Origin of the sequence: Paenibacillus nuruki, assembly GCF_963311185.1 — a bacterium.
Lineage (GTDB): Bacteria > Bacillota > Bacilli > Paenibacillales > Paenibacillaceae > Saccharibacillus > Saccharibacillus nuruki.
Genome location: NZ_OY725677.1, coordinates 52,482 through 73,966, shown reverse-complemented (window position 1 = coordinate 73,966; position 21,485 = coordinate 52,482). Strand labels below are relative to the sequence as shown.

The following is a 21,485-nucleotide window of genomic DNA, read 5'->3' as shown; positions in this document are numbered from 1 at the left end:
GTTTGAAAAATATATACAGTCAACTTGTGCTTACCTTTATCGCAGTCGTCGTCGCTAGCTTTGTGATTACGTTACTGATGTCAGATTGGGTATTTCAAAGGCAACAAGTTAACTTTGTAGAAGATCGCATTTTGACAGATGCCAAGTCTATGGCTGAGATTCAATCTTCTATTCCCAAAAATATGATTCAGAAATATCTGGATAGTCAAGGCGGACAGATGCAGATTGTCGTTATAGGAGCAGATGGAACGACCTACCGTTCAATTGGTGATGGCCCCGGAGGTCCACCTGGTCTTTCTCCACCTCCTGTACCTCCGACGCCTCCGGATTCAACAGCAGATACAGATACATCAGATCATTCGAGCAAACCCAAGCCAAAACTTCCAGCAGATCCTTTGAATCAATGGAATATTCCAGAAACGATCAAGCAAGAAGTATTAAATGGTCAAATCTATCATCCTACAGCTATACCGACTACCAATACCGAAGTGCCTAGTTTTAATCTCTCACTGTTTAATACTAAAGATGAAAAAGAACCTCGTTATGTAGGTGTACCGTTCGAACGTGATGGTCAAAACTATGCTCTTTTTGCTCGCCCAGCACCCGGTCATTTTGTCAATCAGTTTAATCGGTGGATGATTCTGGTCTTGTCTGTCATGTTAGTAATTGGTGTGGTGTTGTTTTTATTTGCAGCACGCTTAATTGCCAAACCTATTGCCAAATTATCTGAAGCGACCCGGCGTGTAGCCAAAGGTGATTATCAAGTTCGTGTGAATCTACGGCGCAAAGATGAGATTGGTGAATTAAGTCGTAACTTTAACCGGATGATCGGAGAACTATCTAAGATTGAAGCGATGCGCCAAGAATTTGTATCCAATGTATCACATGAGATTCAGACCCCGCTTACCTCTATTCGTGGTTTTGCAGGTGCTTTGCGAGATAGTGCTTCGCCTGAACAAGTTCGGCATTTAACGATTATCGAACAGGAAAGTGAACGTTTATCGAAGCTCAGTAGTAATCTGTTGAAATTAGCTTCGTTAGATGTCGTGAAGCTACACATGGTGCCTTTCCGCCTTGATGAACAGATACGGATGTCTGTTGCTTCTTGTGTGCCTCTTTGGACAGAGAAAAATATCGATCTTTCGGCGGATCTCGATAAGATCACATTTAACGGTGATGAAGATTTACTCAGTCAGGTCTGGATTAATTTGCTGTCTAATGCGATTAAGTTTACACCTGAACAAGGCAATATTTATATGACGCTTACTCAAGATCAACAATGGATCAAAGTATCGGTGCAAGATACCGGTTGTGGGATCACTCCTGAGCATTTAGAACATATTTTCGATCGCTTTTACAAAGTCGATACTTCGCGTACTTCTGTGACAGGAGGGAACGGATTAGGGCTATCGATTGTGCAGAAAATTATTGGCTTACATGGCGGACGCATCGAAGGAAACAGTGAAGATGGACAAGGTACTACAATGACTGTCTTTTTACCGCTAACCCATACATGAGGATACAAATGTATCTATCTTTTTGAGATCATTATACTTTCATGAAATTCAAAAAATCTTTTTACCGATTCAGGCTCTACTCATCTGCTATTCATCAAGCGAGAAATTCCTTGTTCCTTAAGGGTTTCTCGCTTTTTTATATGGAATTATAGCAATCTTTAACCGCCTTTAAGGGAACGTTCATTTTTTGTTCATAAAGCCTTGTTATATTTTTTACATAAAGTTGCACAGACGTGATTCACAAAGGAGGATATACAGGTGAAAGAATCCCGCATTCGAAGGATAGATCCCATACTAGCTATACTGGTTATACTAGCTGCGGGTCTTTCGCTATATAACATTAATCAAGCAGGTGATCTGAACAGTTACTATACTGCTGCTATAACAAGCATGGTGCAGAGCTGGCATAATTTCTTTTTCAATGCTTATGATCCAGGTGGATTTATTACGATTGATAAGCCTCCTGTCGCTTTTTGGCTTCAAGCAATGAGCGCCAAACTATTTGGGATTCATAGTTGGAGCTTGGCTTTACCTTCAGCACTTGGATTGGCTGGATCGGTCATTTTACTATATCTGATCATCAAGCCTCACTTTGGAGTTACCGCAGCACGAATAGCGGCTTTGATCTTAGCTTTAACTCCGATAGCTGTAGCTGTCAGTCGCACCAACAATGCAGATAGTACCCTTGTATTCTTCCTAATGCTAGCCTCTTATTTTTTATTCAAAAGTGTACGTAGTGGGAAATTACTCACCTTATGTATAGCATTTGGACTGGTGGGTGTAGGGTTCAATACAAAAATGCTTCAAGCGTTTATGGTTCTTCCTGCTTTCTATCTGCTTTACTGGTTCGCTCGCAAAGGGCAATGGAAGCAAAAAGGGCTTCATTTACTAACTGCCAGTATATTACTGGGAGTGATCTCGTTATCGTGGGCAGTCATTGTGGATGTCACTCCTGCGGATCAACGTCCTTATGTAGGTAGTAGCGGCACATCCAATTCTGTACTTGAATTGGCTCTCGGGTACAACGGTATTAGTCGTTTAACTGGAGAATCTGGTGGTGGTGGCAATATGCCTGCTGGTACACCTGATAGTCGTCGTAACAGTAGTACTGCCAGTGCTGTAAATAGTAAAGATGCATCGTCGACAGCGAAAGCTTCAGCAGGCACATCTCAGTCTACAACAGCTACAACACTATCTGATCAGGCAACACAGACAACCGCTTCGAATACAGCATCTACTCCAACCAACGCTATAAGCGGAACTGCTCCACCACAAAGTGGTTTTGGTGGCGGTAATGATGGAGGAAACGGACGATCTGGTGGTGGTGGCATGGGTAGTTCTGGAGGTAGTAATGATGCTGGTGATGCTGGTGTTTTTCGACTTTTCAGTACAGCCAATGCTGGACAAATCGCATGGTTCCTTCCTTTAGCTTTATTAAGCGCGTTGATGTTATGGATTCAATGGCGTGAGCAACGACATATCATTTTATTCTGGGCAGCATGGTTAGCGCCAATGATTCTCTTTTTTAGTATTGCAGGGCATATACATCGATATTACTTTATTATGATAGCTCCTGCGATTGCGGCTCTGACAGGTGCAGCGATCGCTCATCTATGGCAAAATATACACAAGCGCTGGTTGACGATATTTATGTTTGTCGGTATCGCCACTGGATTATATATTACTATTTCTTTAGATCAAATGCTTCTCGGGATCATAACTGCTGTGATCGGCGTTATCGCTTGGGTGATTGCACTTCGTACTCATCGCATGACATCAACCTTATCTTTGGCACTTACTCTGGTTGCTTTATTGGTAGCTCCTGCTTACTGGTCGATGACTCCAGCACTTTATGGTGGCAATTCTACACAACCTTCTGCTGGACCCGAACTATCAACATCCAGTGGACGCAGTAACAGTAGCAGTGTTGATGAAGGTTTGATTACTTATTTGCAACAACATAACACAGGTGAAAAATATCTAGTTGCTACTTCTTCTTCTCAGACAGCAACGCCTATGATTCTAGCTACAGGCTCTCCTGTTATCGCATGGGGTGGGTTCAAAGGCTCTGATACTGCACTGACTACTACTCAATTAGAGGCTCTAGTAGCCGATGGCGAACTCAAATATGTAGTTCTGGGTGGTGGTATGGGCAGCGGAAGTTCAGACTTAACCACATGGGTGCAAACACATGGTACTGTTATTTCACAAAGTGAATGGAGTGCTGAGGCTACAACAGCAGTAGATACAGTATCTTCAAGTTCTCAGCGTGGTAGCAGTGGAAGAAGTTCTCAACTTACATTATATGAATTACATCAATCTTAACTTTATGGTCTGTCCCTATGAGATCAAGGTTTATCTATAAGGAGGAATGAACTATGCGCTATTCAATCGTTGTACCTGTATATAATGAGGAAGCTGTTGTTCTGGAATGTTATCGTCGTCTGACTGAAGTGATGCAACAGACTCATGAATCGTATGAATTAATTTTTGTAAATGATGGAAGCCGTGATCAGACCGCTTCGATTGTTAATCAACTTTGTGCAAGTGATGCTTCTGTGAAATGGATCGACTTTTCCCGTAACTTTGGTCATCAGATTGCGATCACCGCCGGAATGGATCATGCTCAAGGCGAAGCGATTGTAGTGATAGATGCCGATCTTCAAGATCCACCCGAGTTAATTTTGCAAATGATTGAGAAATGGAAAGAAGGCTTCGATGTTGTCTATGCCACTCGGGCAGAACGTAAAGGTGAAACAGGCTTCAAAAAATGGTCAGCTTCGATGTTCTACCGCACACTGAACAAATTAAGCGATATTGATATTCCATTAGATACAGGTGATTTTCGCTTAATTGATCGTAAAGTATGTGAAGCAATGAAAACAATGAAAGAAAACAATCGCTTTGTTCGTGGTCTTGTGAGCTGGGTCGGATTCCGTCAGACTTCGATCAGTTATGTACGTGAAGAACGGTTTGCAGGTGAAACTAAATATCCACTCAAGAAAATGATCCGCTTTGCATCGGATGCACTGGTTGCCTTCTCGCTCAAGCCTTTAAAATTAGCCAGTATTCTAGGTAGTGTTGTATCGCTATTCAGCTTCTTTTATCTGATTTTTGTACTTGCTCAGAAATTATTACACTTCTCCACAACACCCGGTTGGGCTTCGATTGTGGCAACGATTTTATTTTTAAATGGAATCACGCTAGTTATTCTTGGTCTTATCGGTGAATATATTGGTCGGATCTATGATGAGGTGAAGCAACGTCCTTTGTATCTGATACAACAGACTCGAAATTTTGCGCAAGAACAACCGCTACCTGCCCATGAATCCTTACCAGAACAACGTCGTGTGGTGAGCGAACAACGTCATGCTGGTTTCTAAATGGTTTGCGAATCAAGCGGTTCGCTTTGCTACCGTCGGCGTCTCCAATACAGTAATCGACTTTATCGTATTTATGCTATTACAGAGTTTTACTGGTGTTGTAGCTGCTCAATTTATCGGATATGGCGCTGGCACACTCAACAGTTATCTATGGAATCGACGTTGGACATTTGCACAGGGTACTGGTTGGGATATCCGTGAAATGATTCGCTTTTTACTGGTCAATATAGCAGTAGCTACGGTTACAGCGTGTGCGATTAGTCTGGTTGCTGATCATATTCCTGTCTGGATCGCCAAAATAGTAGTGACTATATTCGGTCTCGGTATCAATTATACTGTCAGTAAATTATGGGTATTTCGTTGAAAAAATCGATCTATACAGCAATAAATTATAATATCTATCGTATTCATTTATTTTTCTTTATTGATAGCAAAGAGACGAATTCTACTTTTTATCACAGTAGAATCCGTCTCTTTTTGCTATACTGCCTGTATTGCATCAATCTATAAGAAAAGTGTTGAATTTGCTATGGTGTGATTAGCTAAATATGTACATGTTTGATTAGATTTTTCACCTTTGAAATAGAACAAATTAATCTTCTATTACAATCAAGCATATAAAAAAAGCTTTCTTGCTCTTTCTTCTACAGATCAATAACATCTGTATCCGATTAAACAAGAAAGCTCTTATTGTACTATCATACCGCTAAGTCTTTTATCTGTAGATTAGTATCCTACGCCGTTGTAAGCCATGATCCATACAGAACCAGATACAACAACCAGTACAATCGCTAGACCAAAGATCAAAGCCATAACGTTCCAACGAGGCTGGTTACCCGTACGATCGCGTACATGCATGAAGAAGAATAACTGTACAACGAACTGCAATACTGCAGTAATCATAATGATTAGAATCGTTGCTGTTGCTTGGAACATATGGTTCATAACAACAACCAACGGAATAATCGTTAAGATGATCGAAAGGATAAAACCAATGATATAAGATTTAAGCGAGCCATGAGCATGATCTTCACCATGTGCATGTGAATCTGTTGAATGCTGCGCCATATTACATCACCCCCAACAAGTAGACGACGGATAGCAAGAAGATCCATACCGCGTCCAAAAAGTGCCAGTACAAGCTGATGACGTTAATTTTACCGCGTGTCACATCAGTGATTCCACGACGTGACAATTGAATAATTAATAACAACATCCAGACGAGACCAACTGAAACGTGAAGTCCGTGAGTCCCGACAAGCGTGAAGAATGCACTTAGGAATGCACTTGCAGAGATTCCGTGTCCTTCACCAATCAATTTCACGAACTCAGTGACTTCAAGCCCGATAAATGCCGCACCTAGAACAAAAGTAACGATCAACCAAGAAATCAGTTGTTTAACATTTCCTCTGTTCATAGCAAGTACAGCAAGTCCACTTGTGAAACTACTTGTTAACAAGATAAATGTCTCAGCAATAACGCCTGGCATTTCGAATATTTCTGCACCACCGGGACCACCGGCAGTGTTTTTATGAAGAACCACATACGTTGCAAATAAAGTACCGAACAAGATAACGTCGGTAATTAGGAAGATCCAGAAACCAAGAAGTTTCATTTCTTGCGGATCGTGATGCCCGTGGTCATGACTATGATCATGGTCGTGACCATGCTGTGATACAGCTTGTGCCATTAGACCGTCCCCCTTATCGATGCTTCCGTCTTCTCAATTTCTTCAACTGGAATGTAATAGTCGGTGTCGTATTGGAACGAGCGAGCAATCATACAACCTGCTACACCAATCAGACCAAGAACCGCCATCCATGTCCATAAGAAGACAAAGCCGAATCCGGCAATAAAGAAGAATGTTGACATTATAATTGGAATAGAAGAGTTTTTCGGCATATGAATTGGTGCATATACAGGTTTCGGCGGATTTTTCGGAAGCTTACCAGCCGCACGACGCTGTTTCTCAACCCATAGCGGATCTCTACTATCCACAACTGGAACCACTGCAAAGTTATACTCTGGTGCAGGAGAAGGAATACTCCATTCCAAAGTATGAGCGTCCCAGATATCGCCAGTCGTATCGACTTCACGATGTTTGATACTGTAAGCAATTTGTAGAACTTGGAACAAGAACGCAACACCCATCAAGTATGCACCCATAGTGGATACAACGTTTAATGGACCCCAGCCAGTGTCCCAATCAAATGTACTAATACGACGAGTCATACCCATTAGACCAAGCAAGTATTGAGGCATGAAACATACATAGAAACCAATGTTCCAGAACCAGAATGCCCATCTACCTAATGTTTCGTTCAGTTTGAAACCGAACATTTTTGGCCACCAGTAGTACATACCAGCAAAGTAACCGAATACTACACCACCGATAAGAACTTGGTGGAAGTGAGCAATAAGGAAGTAACTGTTATGATACTGGAAGTCAGCAGGAGCTACAGACAATAGAACCCCTGTCATACCACCGATAATAAAACATGGGATAAATCCGATCGTCCAGAGCATCGGTAGATCGAACCTGATTCGACCGCGATACATCGTAAACAACCAGTTAAAGATTTTAACCCCTGTTGGAATAGCGATAAGCATCGTAGATAATGCGAAGAACGCATTAACATCTGCGCCGGAACCCATCGTGAAGAAGTGATGCGCCCAGGTAAAGAAGGATACGAATGCAATAATCAACATGGCGAATACCATGGATGTGTAACCAAATAGCTTTTTACGTGAGAATACGCTGACGATTTCGGAGAAAATACCGAACGCCGGTAATATAACAATGTATACCTCAGGGTGACCCCACATCCAGATCAAGTTGATATACATCATCGGGTTACCGCCACCATCGAGTGTAAAGAAGTGAGCCCCCGCAAACCTATCAATAAACAATAGTGCTAGTGTAACAGTCAAAATTGGGAAAGCGAAAATGATAATGACACATGTTGCAAATACAGACCATGTAAACATAGGCATCTTCATAAATGTCATGCCTGGAGCACGCATTTTGATAATCGTTACTATGAAGTTAATACCTGTTGCAAGTGAACCAATACCTGAGATCTGAATACCCCAGATGTAGAAGTTCTGTCCAGGTCCTGGATTAAATTGTAGTTCTGATAGCGGTGGATAACTTAACCATCCTGCATCCGGTGAACCACCGATAACGAAAGATAAGTTAAATAACATTGCGCCCAAGAAGAACAACCAGAAACTTAGTGCGTTCAAGAATGGATAAGCTACATCGCGTGCTCCTAATTGAAGAGGCACCACGATATTAAAGAGACCGAACATAAATGGCATCGCCATAAACAGGATCATAACTACGCCATGCGTGGTAAAGACCTGATTATAATGTTCAGGATGTAAAAATTCGAGATTTGGGAATGCGAGTTGAGTACGCATCATAATGGCATCCACGCCGCCACGGAACAACATCAAAATCGAAGCAAGAATATACATGATACCGATTTTTTTGTGGTCAACTGTTGTTAAATAATTACGCCACAACCAGCCCCATTTTTTGAAATAGGTGAGTCCCACAACGATAGCAATCATCGCAAGTCCGATAGATACATCTGCACCGTAAATTAGTGGGTCGCCGGTGACGAAAAAGTCAGATGCAAAATCTTTAATTTTCTCGAGCATCGGGGAGCTCCTTTCCCTGTCTTTTATGTCACACGCTACGGTACAACTAATTTCAAATAACTTTGAACTTAATTGCTAGTATTCGTGTCCGTGCTTTCTTGATCGTTCATTTCCATACCATCATGCTCATTGGTTCCCATATCACTTTGTCCTTCTTCACTTTCTTTCTCATTGATCTGAGTTGAAGGAGTGGTATGAGTAGCACGATCTTTACCGCCTGCCAAACCACCTGGCAAGTATTTGGTTACGAGTTGTTGGAACAATCCTTCTGGGAATGCAGAGAACGTCTGTTTGTCAGCTGTTCCTGGAACCGTTAGTGATTGGTATGTTTCCATACTCATAGGTTTAGACTCGGTTTTAACTTTATTCACCCAAGTCTGGTATTGCTCGTCAGATACAGCATTCACATCGAATCTCATTTGGGCAAAGTGCTCACCACTGAAGTTAGCACCTGATCCAAAGAATGTTCCTTGATGATCAGCTTGTAGATACAATGTCATAGCCATACCCGACATCGTATAAATTTGTCCACCAAGTTCTGGAACCCAGAATGAGTTCATAGGTGCATCAGAAGTCAGTTCAAATCGTACAGGTGTATCTTCTGGAATCGTAATCGAGTTCACAGAAGCGATACCTTCTTCCGGGTACATAAATAACCATTTCCAGTCCATAGATGCTACTTGGATTGTAATAGGTTGCTTCTGTGATTGAATCGCTACAGAAGGTTCTAATGCATAGGTGTAACGAACAGTTACAATACCAAGTACAGCAATAACGATGATTGGAATCCCCCACCAGATGGTTTCAAGTTTGGTGCTGTGGTTGAAATCCGGATCGTATTTTGCCTTTCTACCTGGTTTGTCACGGTATCTCCACACTATAACAAAAGTGAGTATTGTTACCGGAACAATAACAATGGCAGTTAGAATCGTTGAAATCACGATTAGATCTCTTTGTCCTGCTGCAATAGGTCCTTTCGGATCGAGAACAAAGTAATTGTGGCTACCTGCATAAAGCGCCCATACTGTCAAAGCCAGTGACAGAACCGACACAATAATCATAACCCACATCATAAGACGAGAACCCGGTTTTTTGTTCATCTTAATCCCCTTTCTCACATAACGTTTAAGACGTTCATAATATTGAAACCACACATTTCTATGTTAACACTAAGTGTGCTATTTGCGTATCCATAGAAGGTGTAAATTCCACATTTTTTTGACTTGTTAACAAATCTGTCAATTTATTAACAGGTTATCGTGAATCTTTTCACATTATTTATATATTATCATATTGTGATTCCGTAAAAAAGCCCCTTTAAGAACTAATTCTTAAAGGAGCATGTATTTAATTGAAAAAGTTAACGTTCTGTTACAAAAGATATGTTTAATCGTCGTTGATACTTTCTTTTCCTTCTTCATTACGCACTTGCATTGAACCGATCGATTTACCAATAAAGTAGATAAACACGCTACCTACTACACATCCGATCCCCATCATCAGTCCAGCATTGTTATCGTTAAAAGGTTGGATATTCAAAATAATCGTTACTACACCCACAGCAAAAGCGATCCAACCGATGATCGTTAGCAAACGAGTTAATCCACGAGCATTTTTTCCGGGTGAATTTGAACGGCCTTTTGTATTTGTCGCCATGATTAAAGCACTCCCCTCTTCATGTTAGTAGCCATAGTGACTCCAAATGTAGGAGCACTTTACCAATTACGTTGCTAGGTTATAGTATCTATTACCACAATTCACCCTTTTTGATTCGGTATTCATTCATATTCTTTTAATTTCTCTTTTATTTCTTTGAAAATATAAACAAATCGTGAATATTCTTATAGAAAAAAGCCATATTCTCTGCTTTGAACAGAAAGTATGGCTTTTTTCCTCGATCTCATTATTATAATAATAGTTTCATATTTAATAAGAATATATTTATATATAGAAGGAAAAAGATAAATAAGCGTCATATTCATTGATTTTGACAACGAATAAGTTGCGATATTTAGCTATTTGCTATCAATCTATAACTTCTGCCCGCTTCAGCAGTAAACTCCAGTACAAAGTCATGTTGTGAATGATTCGGTTCAGTAACCGTACAAGCAGTCAACGGATCATCTAATTGCAAAGCCGTAGAACTCACTAATCGACATGTTCCATGAAACGGTGATTCTAATGTAACTTCAAGCAATTCTCCTTGATTCCAGCTCATATCAACAATATATCCACCACGCGCACGCAGCCCTTTGACTTTACCTTTATTCCATACTTTTGGCAAAGCAGGGAGTAGATGCAGTTCTTGTAAATGGCTTTGTAGCAACATTTCAGCAATACCTGCTGTTCCACCAAAATTACCATCTATCTGAAATGGAGGATGAGCATCAAATAGATTGGGATATGTAGAACGTGCCAGTAATGTACTTACAAATTCATGAGCCGTCTCTCCATCTAATAGACGGGCATAGAGATTAATTAACCATGCACAACTCCAACCTGTATGTCCGCCACCATGCTGAATACGACGTTCAAGCGAGACACGCACAGCTTCTACAAGCTCAGGAGTCTGATAACGGTTGATCTCATTGCCGGGATAAAGACCATACAAATGAGATACATGGCGATGCCCTGGCTCGTGCTCTTCATAATCACGATACCATTCTTGCAACTGACCATGACGACCAATATGAAAAGGATATAGGCGCTCAGAAGCCTTTTGGAGTGTGATTGCCCACTCTTGATCGATTTCTAGCAATGCTGTACTGGTAATACAATGCTGAAATAATTCACGGATCAGAGTCATATCCATAGTTGATGCCGCTGATGTACTGCATGGTTCACCTGTTGCGGTCAGAAATTTATTTTCAGGTGAAGTGGACGGAATCGTCACGAGATAGCCTTGACGATCTTCTACTAACCAATCAAGCGCAAATTGTGCAGCTTCTTTGAGAATGGGATAAGCAGAATCACGTAAAAAGTCCAAATCTCGATTGTATTCATAATGCTCCCACAAATGGGCACATAGCCAGATACCCCCTAATGGCCAGAATGCCCAGCTTGCATCGCCTTGAGTGGGTACAGCTAGTCGCCAGAGATCACTATTGTGATGTGTCGTCCAACCTTTAGCCCCATAGTGTACTTTCGCCACTTCTTGACCACTCTGACTCAGATCTTCAATCATTCGGAATAACGGCTGATGACATTCAGACAACTGACATACTTCAGCAGGCCAATAATTCATCTGGGTATTGATATTGGTTGTATAATCACTATTCCACGGTGCTTGGACATGTTCATTCCATATCCCTTGTAGATTAGCAGGCTCACTTCCCGGACGCGAAGACGCAATTAACAAATATCTTCCATAATGGAAATAAAGTGCTTCTAATGTTGGATCATGACGATGTTGTTGATACTGCTGTAGTCGTTGATCCGTCGGTAATTCATGATTGACAACAGAAGTGGAGGTCTCCTGAGCTTGTTCATCGCCTAGTTCTAACTCTACACGGTTAAATAGACGGCTGTAATCATCGACATGCTGTTGTAACAATAATTCGTATCCGATACTTCCTGCTTCATTGATAAACGCTAGACTTTCTTCGGACAAGATACGTCCACTGCTTCCAGAGGGCTTATCGTACCCTTCAAAATCAGTTACTATCGACAATACAATCATGATTTCATGAGCATCTTGAATCCATAATTGCTCCTCCTGAGCCTGAATATGACCGTGATCCAGATATACTTTGACCCCCATATGAAAATGAATACCATGTTCCGTTTCGGCATCATAGTTATACGGTGGTTCATACTGGCGATAATCTTCAATACTTGGTAAGCAATATCCACTTAAAGATAATTCATGATCTTGTGTATAGATTCGATAAGGTTGCACACTATCTAAGCGCACACGGATATTCAGTGGCTGCTCTCCATGAGTACGCAAGCGGTAGACCATAACTTGCTGCGGATGACTGACAAATACTTCTTTTTCTATATACTGGCCATCTGCTTGCCATGAAGTACGAGTTAGAGCTTGATCTAATAGTAGCTCACGTCGGTAATCTGTAATCACAGGTTCATCGAAAGAATACTCGAGATCCACCCACAGATCACCAGCCGGTTGATACCCTTCTGTATCTTGCCCTAACATTTGAGTATTAATGATCGACTGTGCTTCTTCTAATTGCTCATCCAGAATAAGTTCTCGTACTTTGGACAGTTGAGTTAGGCTACTTCTGTTGACTGTCTCACGAGGCTTACCTGACCATAATGTATCTTCATTTAATTGAATACGATCATGCTCGATTCCTCCGAATACCATTCCACCCAGACGACCATTTCCAATAGGCAACGCTTCTTCCCAGAGTTGTGCAGGTTGGTTGTACCATAGTTGCCATGATGGCTTGCTCTGTTGATCGATCATATTTTTGACCTCCCTATTCAATTCATACATAAAGGGGCTTCGTGAATCCGAAGCCCCTCTTGTTATAGTGTTACCTTTTTTGTGATGTGTAGTTCCTGTTTATTTGGCAGCTACAGGTTTGCTCCACAATTCAACCGTATCTTTGATTAATTGTGTATACGATGCTTCCATTTTTTTCATCGGTTCTGTACTTAGCTCAGCAACCATTTCATCATAAACAGTATCAAACTCTTCTGGAGAAGCTAAGATCGCTTCAGGAATACGTTTGCGAACAATATCTTGTCCTTTTTGGAAGTTTACTGTGTACTCTTGATCATCTGGTGCTGGTAAGTTATAAGCCGCACCCCATGGTTTAACAGGGAATTCATCTTTTTGCGGGAAGATATCTTTCCATGTTGTTGCACCATAAGCTTTTAATGTTTCTTTTTCAGCAGCAGTGTAACCAGCAATGATTTGTTCAGGGAAGTTGGTAGTGTAGTAGTTACCTGTTGAATCTTTTACTCCATCTCCATAATGAACACCAAATGCAGTATATCCACTGACACCCGTTGTTTTAACAAAGTTCGTGTTGTCGTTAGTTTTTTTATCTTGAACATCCGCAGGAATAACGCGTTTGCCATCTTTCATTTCATAGTGCTTACCTTCGATACCCCATTGATTCAAGATTTGAGCTTCATCAGAAGACATCCAATCTAAGAATTTGATGATACGAATAGGATCTTTAGCAGATGTTGTAATCCCTACACCATAACCTACAGGTGCTCCGATATCTTGGAAAGAACGATCTTTTGTTTCTGTATTTAACTGTACAGGATAGTGACCGTATGTGCGTTCAGGCATACCTGAAGATTTCAAAGCATTTTCAGCTTGTTGGTAATCCCAATCCTGATCGATTAGACCTAGAACACGTCCACTCGCAATTTTAGAATTGTATTGATCTGTTTTTTGTGTGAACGTCTCAGGATCTAACAAACCTTCGTTATACATATGGTTTAACCAGCGGAAGTATTCTTTTTCTTCTGGACGTTTGTAATGAAGTTGTGCTTCATACGTTTCAGGATTGATATAGAATTCTCCATCATCCGGTGCACCTGTCGCTAAGAAACCAGGGTTTGTAACCGTAATCATAATTTTCCAATCATCAGCATTTAATGACAACGGAATCGTTGGTTGTCCATTGATTGTTGGATGTTTTTCTTTGTAATCTTTTAATACTTTTTCGAAATCTTTAACAGTTTCGATTTTAGGATAGCCCATTTCTTTCATCACAGCATGTTGAACTTCAAATCCACCACCTGCGTCAAAGCTTGTTTGCCCTACACCAGCATTGGTTGGCAATACATAGATCGAAGGATCTTCTTTGCTGTATTGTAGACGAGCAAGGTCATCTCCATATACTTTTTTGATATTTGGGCCATATTTATTAATAAGGTCAGTTAGGTCAATCAATGCCCCTGCTTCGACTAATTTGGTAATTGAACCTTTAGGGAAGATCATATCTGGATACGTACCTGAAGCCGTCATCAAAGCAATTTTCTGTGTACCGCCGCCACTTACATCATACTCGGCATTGATTGTAACATTGGTTGCTTTTGTGATTTCTTTACCGACTTCGTCTTGCATACCATTCCACGTTGGGTTCGCATCAGAACCAAAAAATGAAATCGTCATCGGTGTAGATACATCAGATGTTTCTGTTTCTACTGGATCTGAACTTCCACATGCAGTGACACTCGCAAGTGCAACCACTAATAGTGGAGCTAAAGCATATCTGAATAATTTTCTCGGCATTAAAATTGCCTCCCTTTTGAATATAGATATTACTTTGATCATAGAGCAGGTTAGAAAACACTATATGCTAAGGTGGTGAGACACCACCCGATAGCCAACATTAAGCTTTAACAGCACCCAGTGTCATACCGCTTACAAAATACTTTTGCAAGAACGGATACACAGCCAAGATCGGTAACGTTACTACAATCGTGATCGCCATACGAATCGATTCTGGTGAAATACTTGCCATCTGTTTTGCCATATCGTTTGCGTTGACTGCACCACTTTGTTGTGTACTTTGTTGCAATACTTTCATCAACTCGTACTGTAGGGTAGTCCATTCTGGACTGCTTGCATTATACAGATACGTATCAAACCATGAGTTCCATTGTCCAACAGCTAGGAACAAGGCAATCGTAGCTAGTACTGGCTTACATAGCGGCAAAATAACTTTCCAATAGATTGTAAAATCATTCGCTCCGTCTAGCTTCGCTGATTCTTGTAATGCGTACGGTAAGCCATCGATAAAGGAGCGGATAATAAATACGTTAAATGCACTGACGATACCAGGTAATACATAGACCCAGAATGTTCCGATCAAGTGCAAATCTCTCATTAACAAGAACGTAGGCACAAGACCAGCAGTTACATACATCGTTAACGCTAGAAACGTAGAAATGAATTTACGAGCTTGAAAATCGACCCGACTTAGTGTAAATGCCAGCATCGAAGCACTAAGCAATCCAAGTATAGTCCCTACAATTGTTCTCAGTACCGAGATCCATGCCCCTGTTAACAATCCTTGATACTGGAAAATAGTTGCATAGTTCTCTAAAGTGAACGCTCTCGGGAAAATATGAATACCGCCTCGAACCGTATCTGTCGATTGATTTAACGAAATCGCAAGTACGTTCAAGAAAGGATATAACGTGACTATAAGTACCATTAACATCACTATCGTGTTACAAATATCAAATATTTTATCGCCTCTGGTCGCATTAAATGCTTTGTTTGCTGCCATGGTCGCTCGCCTCCTTTTGAATACGAATTATTTACATAATGCTTTCTTTGGTTGTTTTCTTGAAAATTCCATTAGCTGTAAACAACAAGATAATACTAATCACCGAGTTGAAAATACTAATAGCTGTACCGTAAGAATAACGGTTCATTTCCAATCCATATTTCAACGCGTATAAATCAAGCACTTGTGAATAATCCTGTACCAAATTGTTACCGAGCAAGAATTGCTTCTCAAAACCGATACTCACCAAATGTCCGATCGACATAATCAACAGCACGGTAATCGTGGTGCGCATACCTGGAAGTGTAATATGCCACATCTGACGGAAGCGTCCTGCTCCATCTACACGAGAAGCTTCATACTGTTCCTGGTCAATACCCGTGATAGCTGCAAGATAGATAATGGTGTTCCAACCCATCTCTTTCCAAATATCTGAAGCGGTTACAATTCCCCAGAACCATTTGCCCTGAGCCATAAATTGAATCGGTTGATCTATAATATGCATCGATACTAATAGTTCATTGACAATACCACCATCAGTCGATAACGATTTGGTTACAATACCTGCTACAACGACCCATGATACAAAGTGAGGAAGATACGAAACGGTCTGTACCGTTCTTTTGAAAAACATCCCTTTCACTTCATTAAGCAAAATAGCGAAGATTACAGGAACAACGAATCCAAAAATCAGACCCATAAAGCTCATCGCTAACGTATTGCGGAGAGCTAAGTAAAATTGCTGATCTGCGAATAAGGCTGTAAATTGATCAAATCCAACCCACTTCTGATCAAAAAACGATTTGGCTGGCTTATAATTCTGGAAAGCCATGGTCCAGCCCCACAAAGGAACATAACTAAAAATAAATGCCCAGATCACAAACGGCAGTGACATCAGATAAAGATATCTTTGCTGTTTAAATAATTTCCAGAAGCCGCCGCCTCTTTTGATCGTTGTTTTGGATACTTGCTCTCCCTTTTTAGAAGAAGCACGCTTGGTTGTTGTGTCCATAATACAGTCCACCTTCCTATAATCGATCATTCATCCCTTACGGGTCCGCTTCTTCATCCCTATTGTCATACGACTTAGGGGTATATACCGATTATAAAAGAAAGCGCTTTCTATTTATACCTTCTAAATTATACATAAATTCATATAAAAATTAGATATCGCTTACATTACCAGTTTGAAAGTAAACTTATCCCTCCATAGCTTGTCCAAAATAGATTAAACGCCCCCTACTAATTAGTGATTAGGAGTCTGTACTTTCTTGATCTCGATAAGCAGAAGGAGATATTCCTGTATATTTTTTGAATTTACTATGGAAATAATCAACATTTGCATAGCCAACTTGTGAAGCTACTTTATGCACTTTCATTCCTTGTGCCAACAATGATTTGGCTTGCTCTAACCGTACCTGATCTAGAAAATGGTTGAATGACTCACCCGTATGGGTTTTGAACATTTTGCCAAGATAAGCACTATTGTAGTTAAAAATTTCAGCTAGCAGTTCAAGCTTGAGATTGTCACTGTAATTACGCTGGATAAAATCGGTCATCTGCTTCATCACCGATTCATGAGTCCCATGATTGATCGACTGTAACAATTGATCTAATCGACTCACCACCAGAGCAATCATCTGTTTGGTTGTAGATACAGCATACAATTCAGGAATCAAAGATAGACATTGTTGTACAGCCGATCCTGAACCTGGCACACTAGCAGGTAATCGACTAAGCGCCAGCGATAACACATGAGAACACAAGCTTTTTACTTCACGTTCGGATAAGCGAGCTTTCCAGCATACATCACATAATTCATTCAGTACACGTTCTGCCGCAGCTAGATTGCGAATATCAACGGTGTAATAAAGACGATCTGACCATTCTCCTGCTAACGGAGCTTCAGCACTGGATTCTTCTTTTTTCCAGATTTCAGCCAGTTCTTTCGATAATACGCCATGATCATCAGACCAGAATCGTTGCCCCATAAAAGATAATGCTTCTTGATAGATGGAACGAAGATCCTCCTGATCGCTAACCACATCACTTGCCCCTAGATATATTTCAGGTTGAGCATGTAGCAGTGACCATAGCTGTTCTTTCAATTGTATTAATTCATGATTTTGGACATACGGCTTTTCGGTAAGTAGCCCGATATATTGACCTGCTCGAAAAATCAGGCGATGATGTTGATCGGAAGTACAATCTGAGAACTTCTGCAATTGAGCAAATAATTGAATACTTTCCTCACCATGCAAATGGCAAAACTCCAATATAATCATTTGGTAACGTTCCCAATCTAGATCAAGTATGTCCTCTCCTTGTTGAGAAGCAGAAGAAGATCCTAGAAATTGTTCTACTTTTTCATATAATGGTGTCTCAGGAATATGAACAATCATATCTTGCTGTTGCCGATGAAGAGATCCATACACACGGCGTAATTCATCTTGCATCTCATCTTCATCAACAGGCTTGAGTAAATATCCATCGACCCCGTATCCAAGTGCTTTACGTGCATACTCAAAGTCTGCATGTCCGCTCAAAATCAAGAAATGAGCATGTTGATACTGTTCTCGGATCTGTTCAATCACTTCCAGCCCGCTCATCCCCGGCATACGAATATCCATAATCGTCAAATCTGGTTTCCAACGCTCAAATTTTTGTAGTGCATCTCGCCCATTCACCGCAGCATCCACTACTTCAAATCCAATCTCGTTCCAATTAATAATTGTTTTTAGTCCTTCACGAATCGCCGGTTCATCATCTACGATCATTACTTTAAACATTATTTATTGCCCCCTGACTTTATTCAATCTGTTGCTGGTACTTTAAATGAGATTTGAGTGCCTTCTCCGATCATACTTGAGATATGAAGTCCATAGGACGCACCATAAGACAGAATTAAGCGCTGATGCACATTGCGTAGTCCGATACGATCGCCTTCCTGACTTTCATCCACTTTAAGAGAATTTTTGACCCATTGTAATCGTTCCTCTGATATTCCTGTTCCATTATCGATCACATCAATCATGACATCATGATCAATACGCAGTGTACGAATAATAATTAGTCCACCATTTTCACGGCTTTCCAAACCATGAATAATCGCATTTTCGACAAGTGGCTGAATAATCAGCGGCGGAATCGCTACATCTTTGGTCTGAGGATCAATCAGTAACTCATAATTCAATCGTTCGCCAAATCGGAACTTTTGAATTTCCAGATATGATTTAATTAATTCCATTTCACCTTGTAAGGTCGTATTTTTCATACCAATCTCTAAATTATTACGAATCAATTTGCCCAGTAAACGTACAATATAAGCGATTTCTTGCTCTCCACGAATATGAGCTTTCATTCGGATCGATTCTAACGCATTAAATAAAAAATGCGGATTGATCTGACTGGCTAACATTTTAAAGCTGATTTCTTTTTGACTGACTTCAAGGCGAGTATTACGTTCATTGGATTCATATACTTGATCCATCAATGTCCGTATACTGACTACCATATCATTGAATTTACGTGATAATTGACCGATCTCATCGGCTCCTGCGATATGAGAGACCACTTTAAGGTCGCCGGTACCTACTTTGTTCATTTGACGGCTTAGACCGGATAGACGGCGTGTAATCAGGCGAGAGATCAAGTATAAGAACATTAATCCTGTACATAAAATTAACACCAGTAACCCAGTACCAATAAGAATAATACGATTCGAGTCTCGAACAATACTTTCATTCGCAAAGACTGAAATGATCTTCAAGCCATTGTCACTGCTTTCTGGCATCACTTCATCGACAACAATATTGGACAGTTGTCCTTTGACACTGCGTTCATAGATTCCTTTACCTTGTAGATCTGTTCCAATCCCTAACTCGGGGTCACCTAACGTTTTGCCGATTAAAGACACATCTTTAGCAGCGACTACATACCCGCTGTTATCCAGAATCATCGTCTCAAATGGCTCTGCACTCAATATCGAATTAAGATACGATTGGCTAAGTTCAATCACTAACACACCATTGGTTGTATAGTCAGTAAAATTAATTTTGCGTACCAGACTTAATTTTTTGGTCTCACTAATCTCCACATCATTGCGATAGATCCAGTTGATTTTGCGACTATTGATAGCGGTCTGATACCATTTACTATCCCGTACTTCACTATTTACTTTCATAAACTCCAAGTTATTTTGAATCGTATTATTAGTGGTATAGAATCGGATTGCTGAGATTTCAGAGTATAAGCGTAGATATTCTTGAAATTCTTGATAATTATTGTAAGCCACCACAAGATCATATACTTTGGTGTACTTTGTATTGACTACATCGCTAAGTCTGGAATCAAATAATAACTTATTGGAAATATCGATCGGTACACGTAACATCGTATCCATCTGGTTTTTGACACGTTCTACATTATTAGTGGTCTGTGCAATCGCATTGTCCAAAGCGGATTGTCTAAAATAATCGACTACAACCCCACCTATTCCCAATATAGGAAGCGCAACAATAAAAATGTATGCAAAAATCAATTTGTTTTTTATTTTCACATTATTAATTCGTTCAATAAACGGCTTCCACATGACTCACCCTACTTTCTACAACATCTGTTTGCCGTTTTAGATAAAACGCTTACAGAAATCAGAATCATACCATACTTTGAGATTTTGTTTCGTTCTATTTATCATATCATATAACGAATTTAAAAAGACTGCCTTCATAACAGCAGTCTTTTCACCGATATAATAATAACTTAGTTTATTAATAATATTAATCCATTTTCATCCATAATATCCAACAGTGTGTTATAATAAGAACATATAACCGTAATCTTCATTACAGTGGGCGGATAAATTCGACCTCTGGCAAGCGGTTAGGATCTTTTTTATCCATGTGATCATAGAACATCACACCGTTCAAATGATCTAATTCATGCTGCATCACCACAGCTGCAAAACCTTTTAGCTTCAGAGTAAATGGCTTACCCTCAGGATTAAATGCTTTAATTGTTATTTTCTCATATCGTGGTACGAACCCTTCTACATCACGATCAACTGACAAGCATCCCTCTCCATGCTCAAGATATACCATTGCTGTTGAATGGCTCACTAATTTGGGATTACAAAAAATATATTCCAGTTGACGATCTTGATCATCCGTAAAGTACACAACAAACACTCTTCCATTCCAACCAATCTGGTTAGCTGACAATCCAATGCCCGGACGTAGCCCGTATTTTTCGGCTAACTGTTCATCCTGTGATTTTTTTAGAAATTCCATCATTCGATTCGCGCGTTTTCGATCTTCTTCTGATAATGGAAGTTTGACAGGATCGACCACTTTCCTCAAAATCGGATCACCTTCACGCACAATTTCATCCATCGTTATAAAAGAAAGTGAAGAATTATTCAATGTATAGCAGCCACCTTTATGATTTGTAATAGATTGGTCATCACACCAAATGATAGCCAAATACAATATTTTTAGTTTTAATTATAAAAAATGTTCAATTTTACGTCAATGATAACGTTTACTTGTCTCAATCTGTCGAATTTGCATTGACGATAGTATGGTAACAAATTACTATAATGTTAAGGAAGTTTTAAGAATGTTCGAAACCTTAGTATCTTTTTCATATTTACTTTCGTTTTTTACTGTTAATTGTTGTTGTATAGTGCAGTATGCAAC

Annotated in this window: 16 protein-coding genes; 4 read left to right on the top strand and 12 right to left on the bottom strand. The window is 40.1% G+C overall.

The window, feature by feature from the left end:
* Positions 1-2: 2 nt before the first annotated feature.
* The 4 genes from RCP16_RS00360 to RCP16_RS00345 all read left to right on the top strand — a co-directional run bounded on the left by RCP16_RS00360 (position 3) and on the right by RCP16_RS00345 (position 5,264).
* Positions 3-1,517 (top strand): sensor histidine kinase, encoded by a 1,515-nt coding sequence (locus tag RCP16_RS00360; RefSeq protein ID WP_308641407.1) that lies wholly within the window; start codon positions 3-5, stop codon positions 1,515-1,517.
* Positions 1,518-1,775: 258 nt separating this feature from the next.
* Positions 1,776-3,842, top strand: a complete 2,067-nt coding sequence (locus tag RCP16_RS00355; RefSeq protein ID WP_308641406.1) for a glycosyltransferase family 39 protein — start codon at positions 1,776-1,778, stop codon at positions 3,840-3,842.
* A 53-nt stretch (positions 3,843-3,895) separates the two neighbouring features.
* Complete coding sequence (locus RCP16_RS00350) at positions 3,896-4,900, top strand: glycosyltransferase family 2 protein (protein ID WP_308641405.1); 1,005 nt, start codon at positions 3,896-3,898, stop codon at positions 4,898-4,900.
* Positions 4,887-5,264: a GtrA family protein gene (locus RCP16_RS00345; protein ID WP_069325648.1), complete on the top strand. Its 378-nt coding sequence runs from the start codon at positions 4,887-4,889 to the stop codon at positions 5,262-5,264. The genes RCP16_RS00350 and RCP16_RS00345 overlap by 14 nt, the downstream gene beginning before the upstream one ends.
* A gap of 362 nt (positions 5,265-5,626) precedes the next feature.
* Here RCP16_RS00345 and cyoD read toward each other — a convergent pair whose 3' ends face one another.
* The 12 genes from cyoD to def form a co-directional block, all read right to left on the bottom strand.
* Complete coding sequence (gene cyoD, locus RCP16_RS00340; RefSeq protein WP_069325649.1) at positions 5,627-5,968, bottom strand: cytochrome o ubiquinol oxidase subunit IV; 342 nt, start codon at positions 5,966-5,968, stop codon at positions 5,627-5,629.
* A 1-nt stretch (position 5,969) separates the two neighbouring features.
* Positions 5,970-6,590, bottom strand: coding sequence for a cytochrome o ubiquinol oxidase subunit III (gene cyoC / locus RCP16_RS00335; protein ID WP_069325650.1), 621 nt, complete (start codon positions 6,588-6,590; stop codon positions 5,970-5,972).
* Positions 6,590-8,566, bottom strand: coding sequence for a cbb3-type cytochrome c oxidase subunit I (locus tag RCP16_RS00330; protein WP_069325651.1), 1,977 nt, complete (start codon positions 8,564-8,566; stop codon positions 6,590-6,592). Before RCP16_RS00330 ends, cyoC begins: the two co-directional genes overlap by 1 nt.
* A gap of 68 nt (positions 8,567-8,634) precedes the next feature.
* Positions 8,635-9,666 (bottom strand): cytochrome aa3 quinol oxidase subunit II, encoded by a 1,032-nt coding sequence (gene qoxA / locus RCP16_RS00325; RefSeq protein ID WP_069325652.1) that lies wholly within the window; start codon positions 9,664-9,666, stop codon positions 8,635-8,637.
* 286 nt (positions 9,667-9,952) lie between these two features.
* Positions 9,953-10,222, bottom strand: a complete 270-nt coding sequence (locus tag RCP16_RS00320) for a hypothetical protein (protein ID WP_069325653.1) — start codon at positions 10,220-10,222, stop codon at positions 9,953-9,955.
* A gap of 355 nt (positions 10,223-10,577) precedes the next feature.
* A complete protein-coding gene (locus RCP16_RS00315) occupies positions 10,578-12,995 on the bottom strand; it encodes a glycoside hydrolase family 95 protein (RefSeq protein ID WP_308641404.1) in 2,418 nt (805 codons plus the stop codon).
* A 99-nt stretch (positions 12,996-13,094) separates the two neighbouring features.
* Positions 13,095-14,786 (bottom strand): ABC transporter substrate-binding protein, encoded by a 1,692-nt coding sequence (locus RCP16_RS00310; protein ID WP_137225580.1) that lies wholly within the window; start codon positions 14,784-14,786, stop codon positions 13,095-13,097.
* A 100-nt stretch (positions 14,787-14,886) separates the two neighbouring features.
* The gene (locus RCP16_RS00305) at positions 14,887-15,789 is read right to left on the bottom strand and encodes a carbohydrate ABC transporter permease (RefSeq protein ID WP_069325656.1); all 903 of its coding nucleotides are present in this window, start codon (positions 15,787-15,789) and stop codon (positions 14,887-14,889) included.
* 31 nt (positions 15,790-15,820) lie between these two features.
* Positions 15,821-16,801 (bottom strand): ABC transporter permease, encoded by a 981-nt coding sequence (locus RCP16_RS00300; protein ID WP_137225582.1) that lies wholly within the window; start codon positions 16,799-16,801, stop codon positions 15,821-15,823.
* A 241-nt stretch (positions 16,802-17,042) separates the two neighbouring features.
* Positions 17,043-18,578, bottom strand: coding sequence for a response regulator transcription factor (locus RCP16_RS00295; RefSeq protein WP_308641403.1), 1,536 nt, complete (start codon positions 18,576-18,578; stop codon positions 17,043-17,045).
* A gap of 23 nt (positions 18,579-18,601) precedes the next feature.
* Positions 18,602-20,380, bottom strand: coding sequence for a sensor histidine kinase (locus tag RCP16_RS00290; RefSeq protein WP_308641402.1), 1,779 nt, complete (start codon positions 20,378-20,380; stop codon positions 18,602-18,604).
* Between the two features lie 253 nt (positions 20,381-20,633).
* Positions 20,634-21,209: a peptide deformylase gene (gene def / locus RCP16_RS00285; protein ID WP_308641401.1), complete on the bottom strand. Its 576-nt coding sequence runs from the start codon at positions 21,207-21,209 to the stop codon at positions 20,634-20,636.
* Positions 21,210-21,485 lie beyond the last annotated feature (276 nt).

Excerpts from the sequence above, each read along its gene's own strand:
- RCP16_RS00350 (WP_308641405.1), top strand. The coding sequence starts at position 3,896 with ATGCGCTATTCAATCGTTGTACCTGTATATAATGAGGAAGCTGTTGTT.
- RCP16_RS00345 (WP_069325648.1), top strand. The coding sequence starts at position 4,887 with ATGCTGGTTTCTAAATGGTTTGCGAATCAAGCGGTTCGCTTTGCTACC.
- cyoD (WP_069325649.1), bottom strand. The coding sequence starts at position 5,968 with ATGGCGCAGCATTCAACAGATTCACATGCACATGGTGAAGATCATGCT.
- cyoC (WP_069325650.1), bottom strand. The coding sequence starts at position 6,590 with ATGGCACAAGCTGTATCACAGCATGGTCACGACCATGATCATAGTCAT.
- RCP16_RS00330 (WP_069325651.1), bottom strand. The coding sequence starts at position 8,566 with ATGCTCGAGAAAATTAAAGATTTTGCATCTGACTTTTTCGTCACCGGC.
- qoxA (WP_069325652.1), bottom strand. The coding sequence starts at position 9,666 with ATGAACAAAAAACCGGGTTCTCGTCTTATGATGTGGGTTATGATTATT.
- RCP16_RS00320 (WP_069325653.1), bottom strand. The coding sequence starts at position 10,222 with ATGGCGACAAATACAAAAGGCCGTTCAAATTCACCCGGAAAAAATGCT.
- RCP16_RS00315 (WP_308641404.1), bottom strand. The coding sequence starts at position 12,995 with ATGATCGATCAACAGAGCAAGCCATCATGGCAACTATGGTACAACCAA.
- RCP16_RS00310 (WP_137225580.1), bottom strand. The coding sequence starts at position 14,786 with ATGCCGAGAAAATTATTCAGATATGCTTTAGCTCCACTATTAGTGGTT.
- RCP16_RS00305 (WP_069325656.1), bottom strand. The coding sequence starts at position 15,789 with ATGGCAGCAAACAAAGCATTTAATGCGACCAGAGGCGATAAAATATTT.
- RCP16_RS00300 (WP_137225582.1), bottom strand. The coding sequence starts at position 16,801 with ATGGACACAACAACCAAGCGTGCTTCTTCTAAAAAGGGAGAGCAAGTA.
- RCP16_RS00295 (WP_308641403.1), bottom strand. The coding sequence starts at position 18,578 with ATGTTTAAAGTAATGATCGTAGATGATGAACCGGCGATTCGTGAAGGA.
- RCP16_RS00290 (WP_308641402.1), bottom strand. The coding sequence starts at position 20,380 with ATGTGGAAGCCGTTTATTGAACGAATTAATAATGTGAAAATAAAAAAC.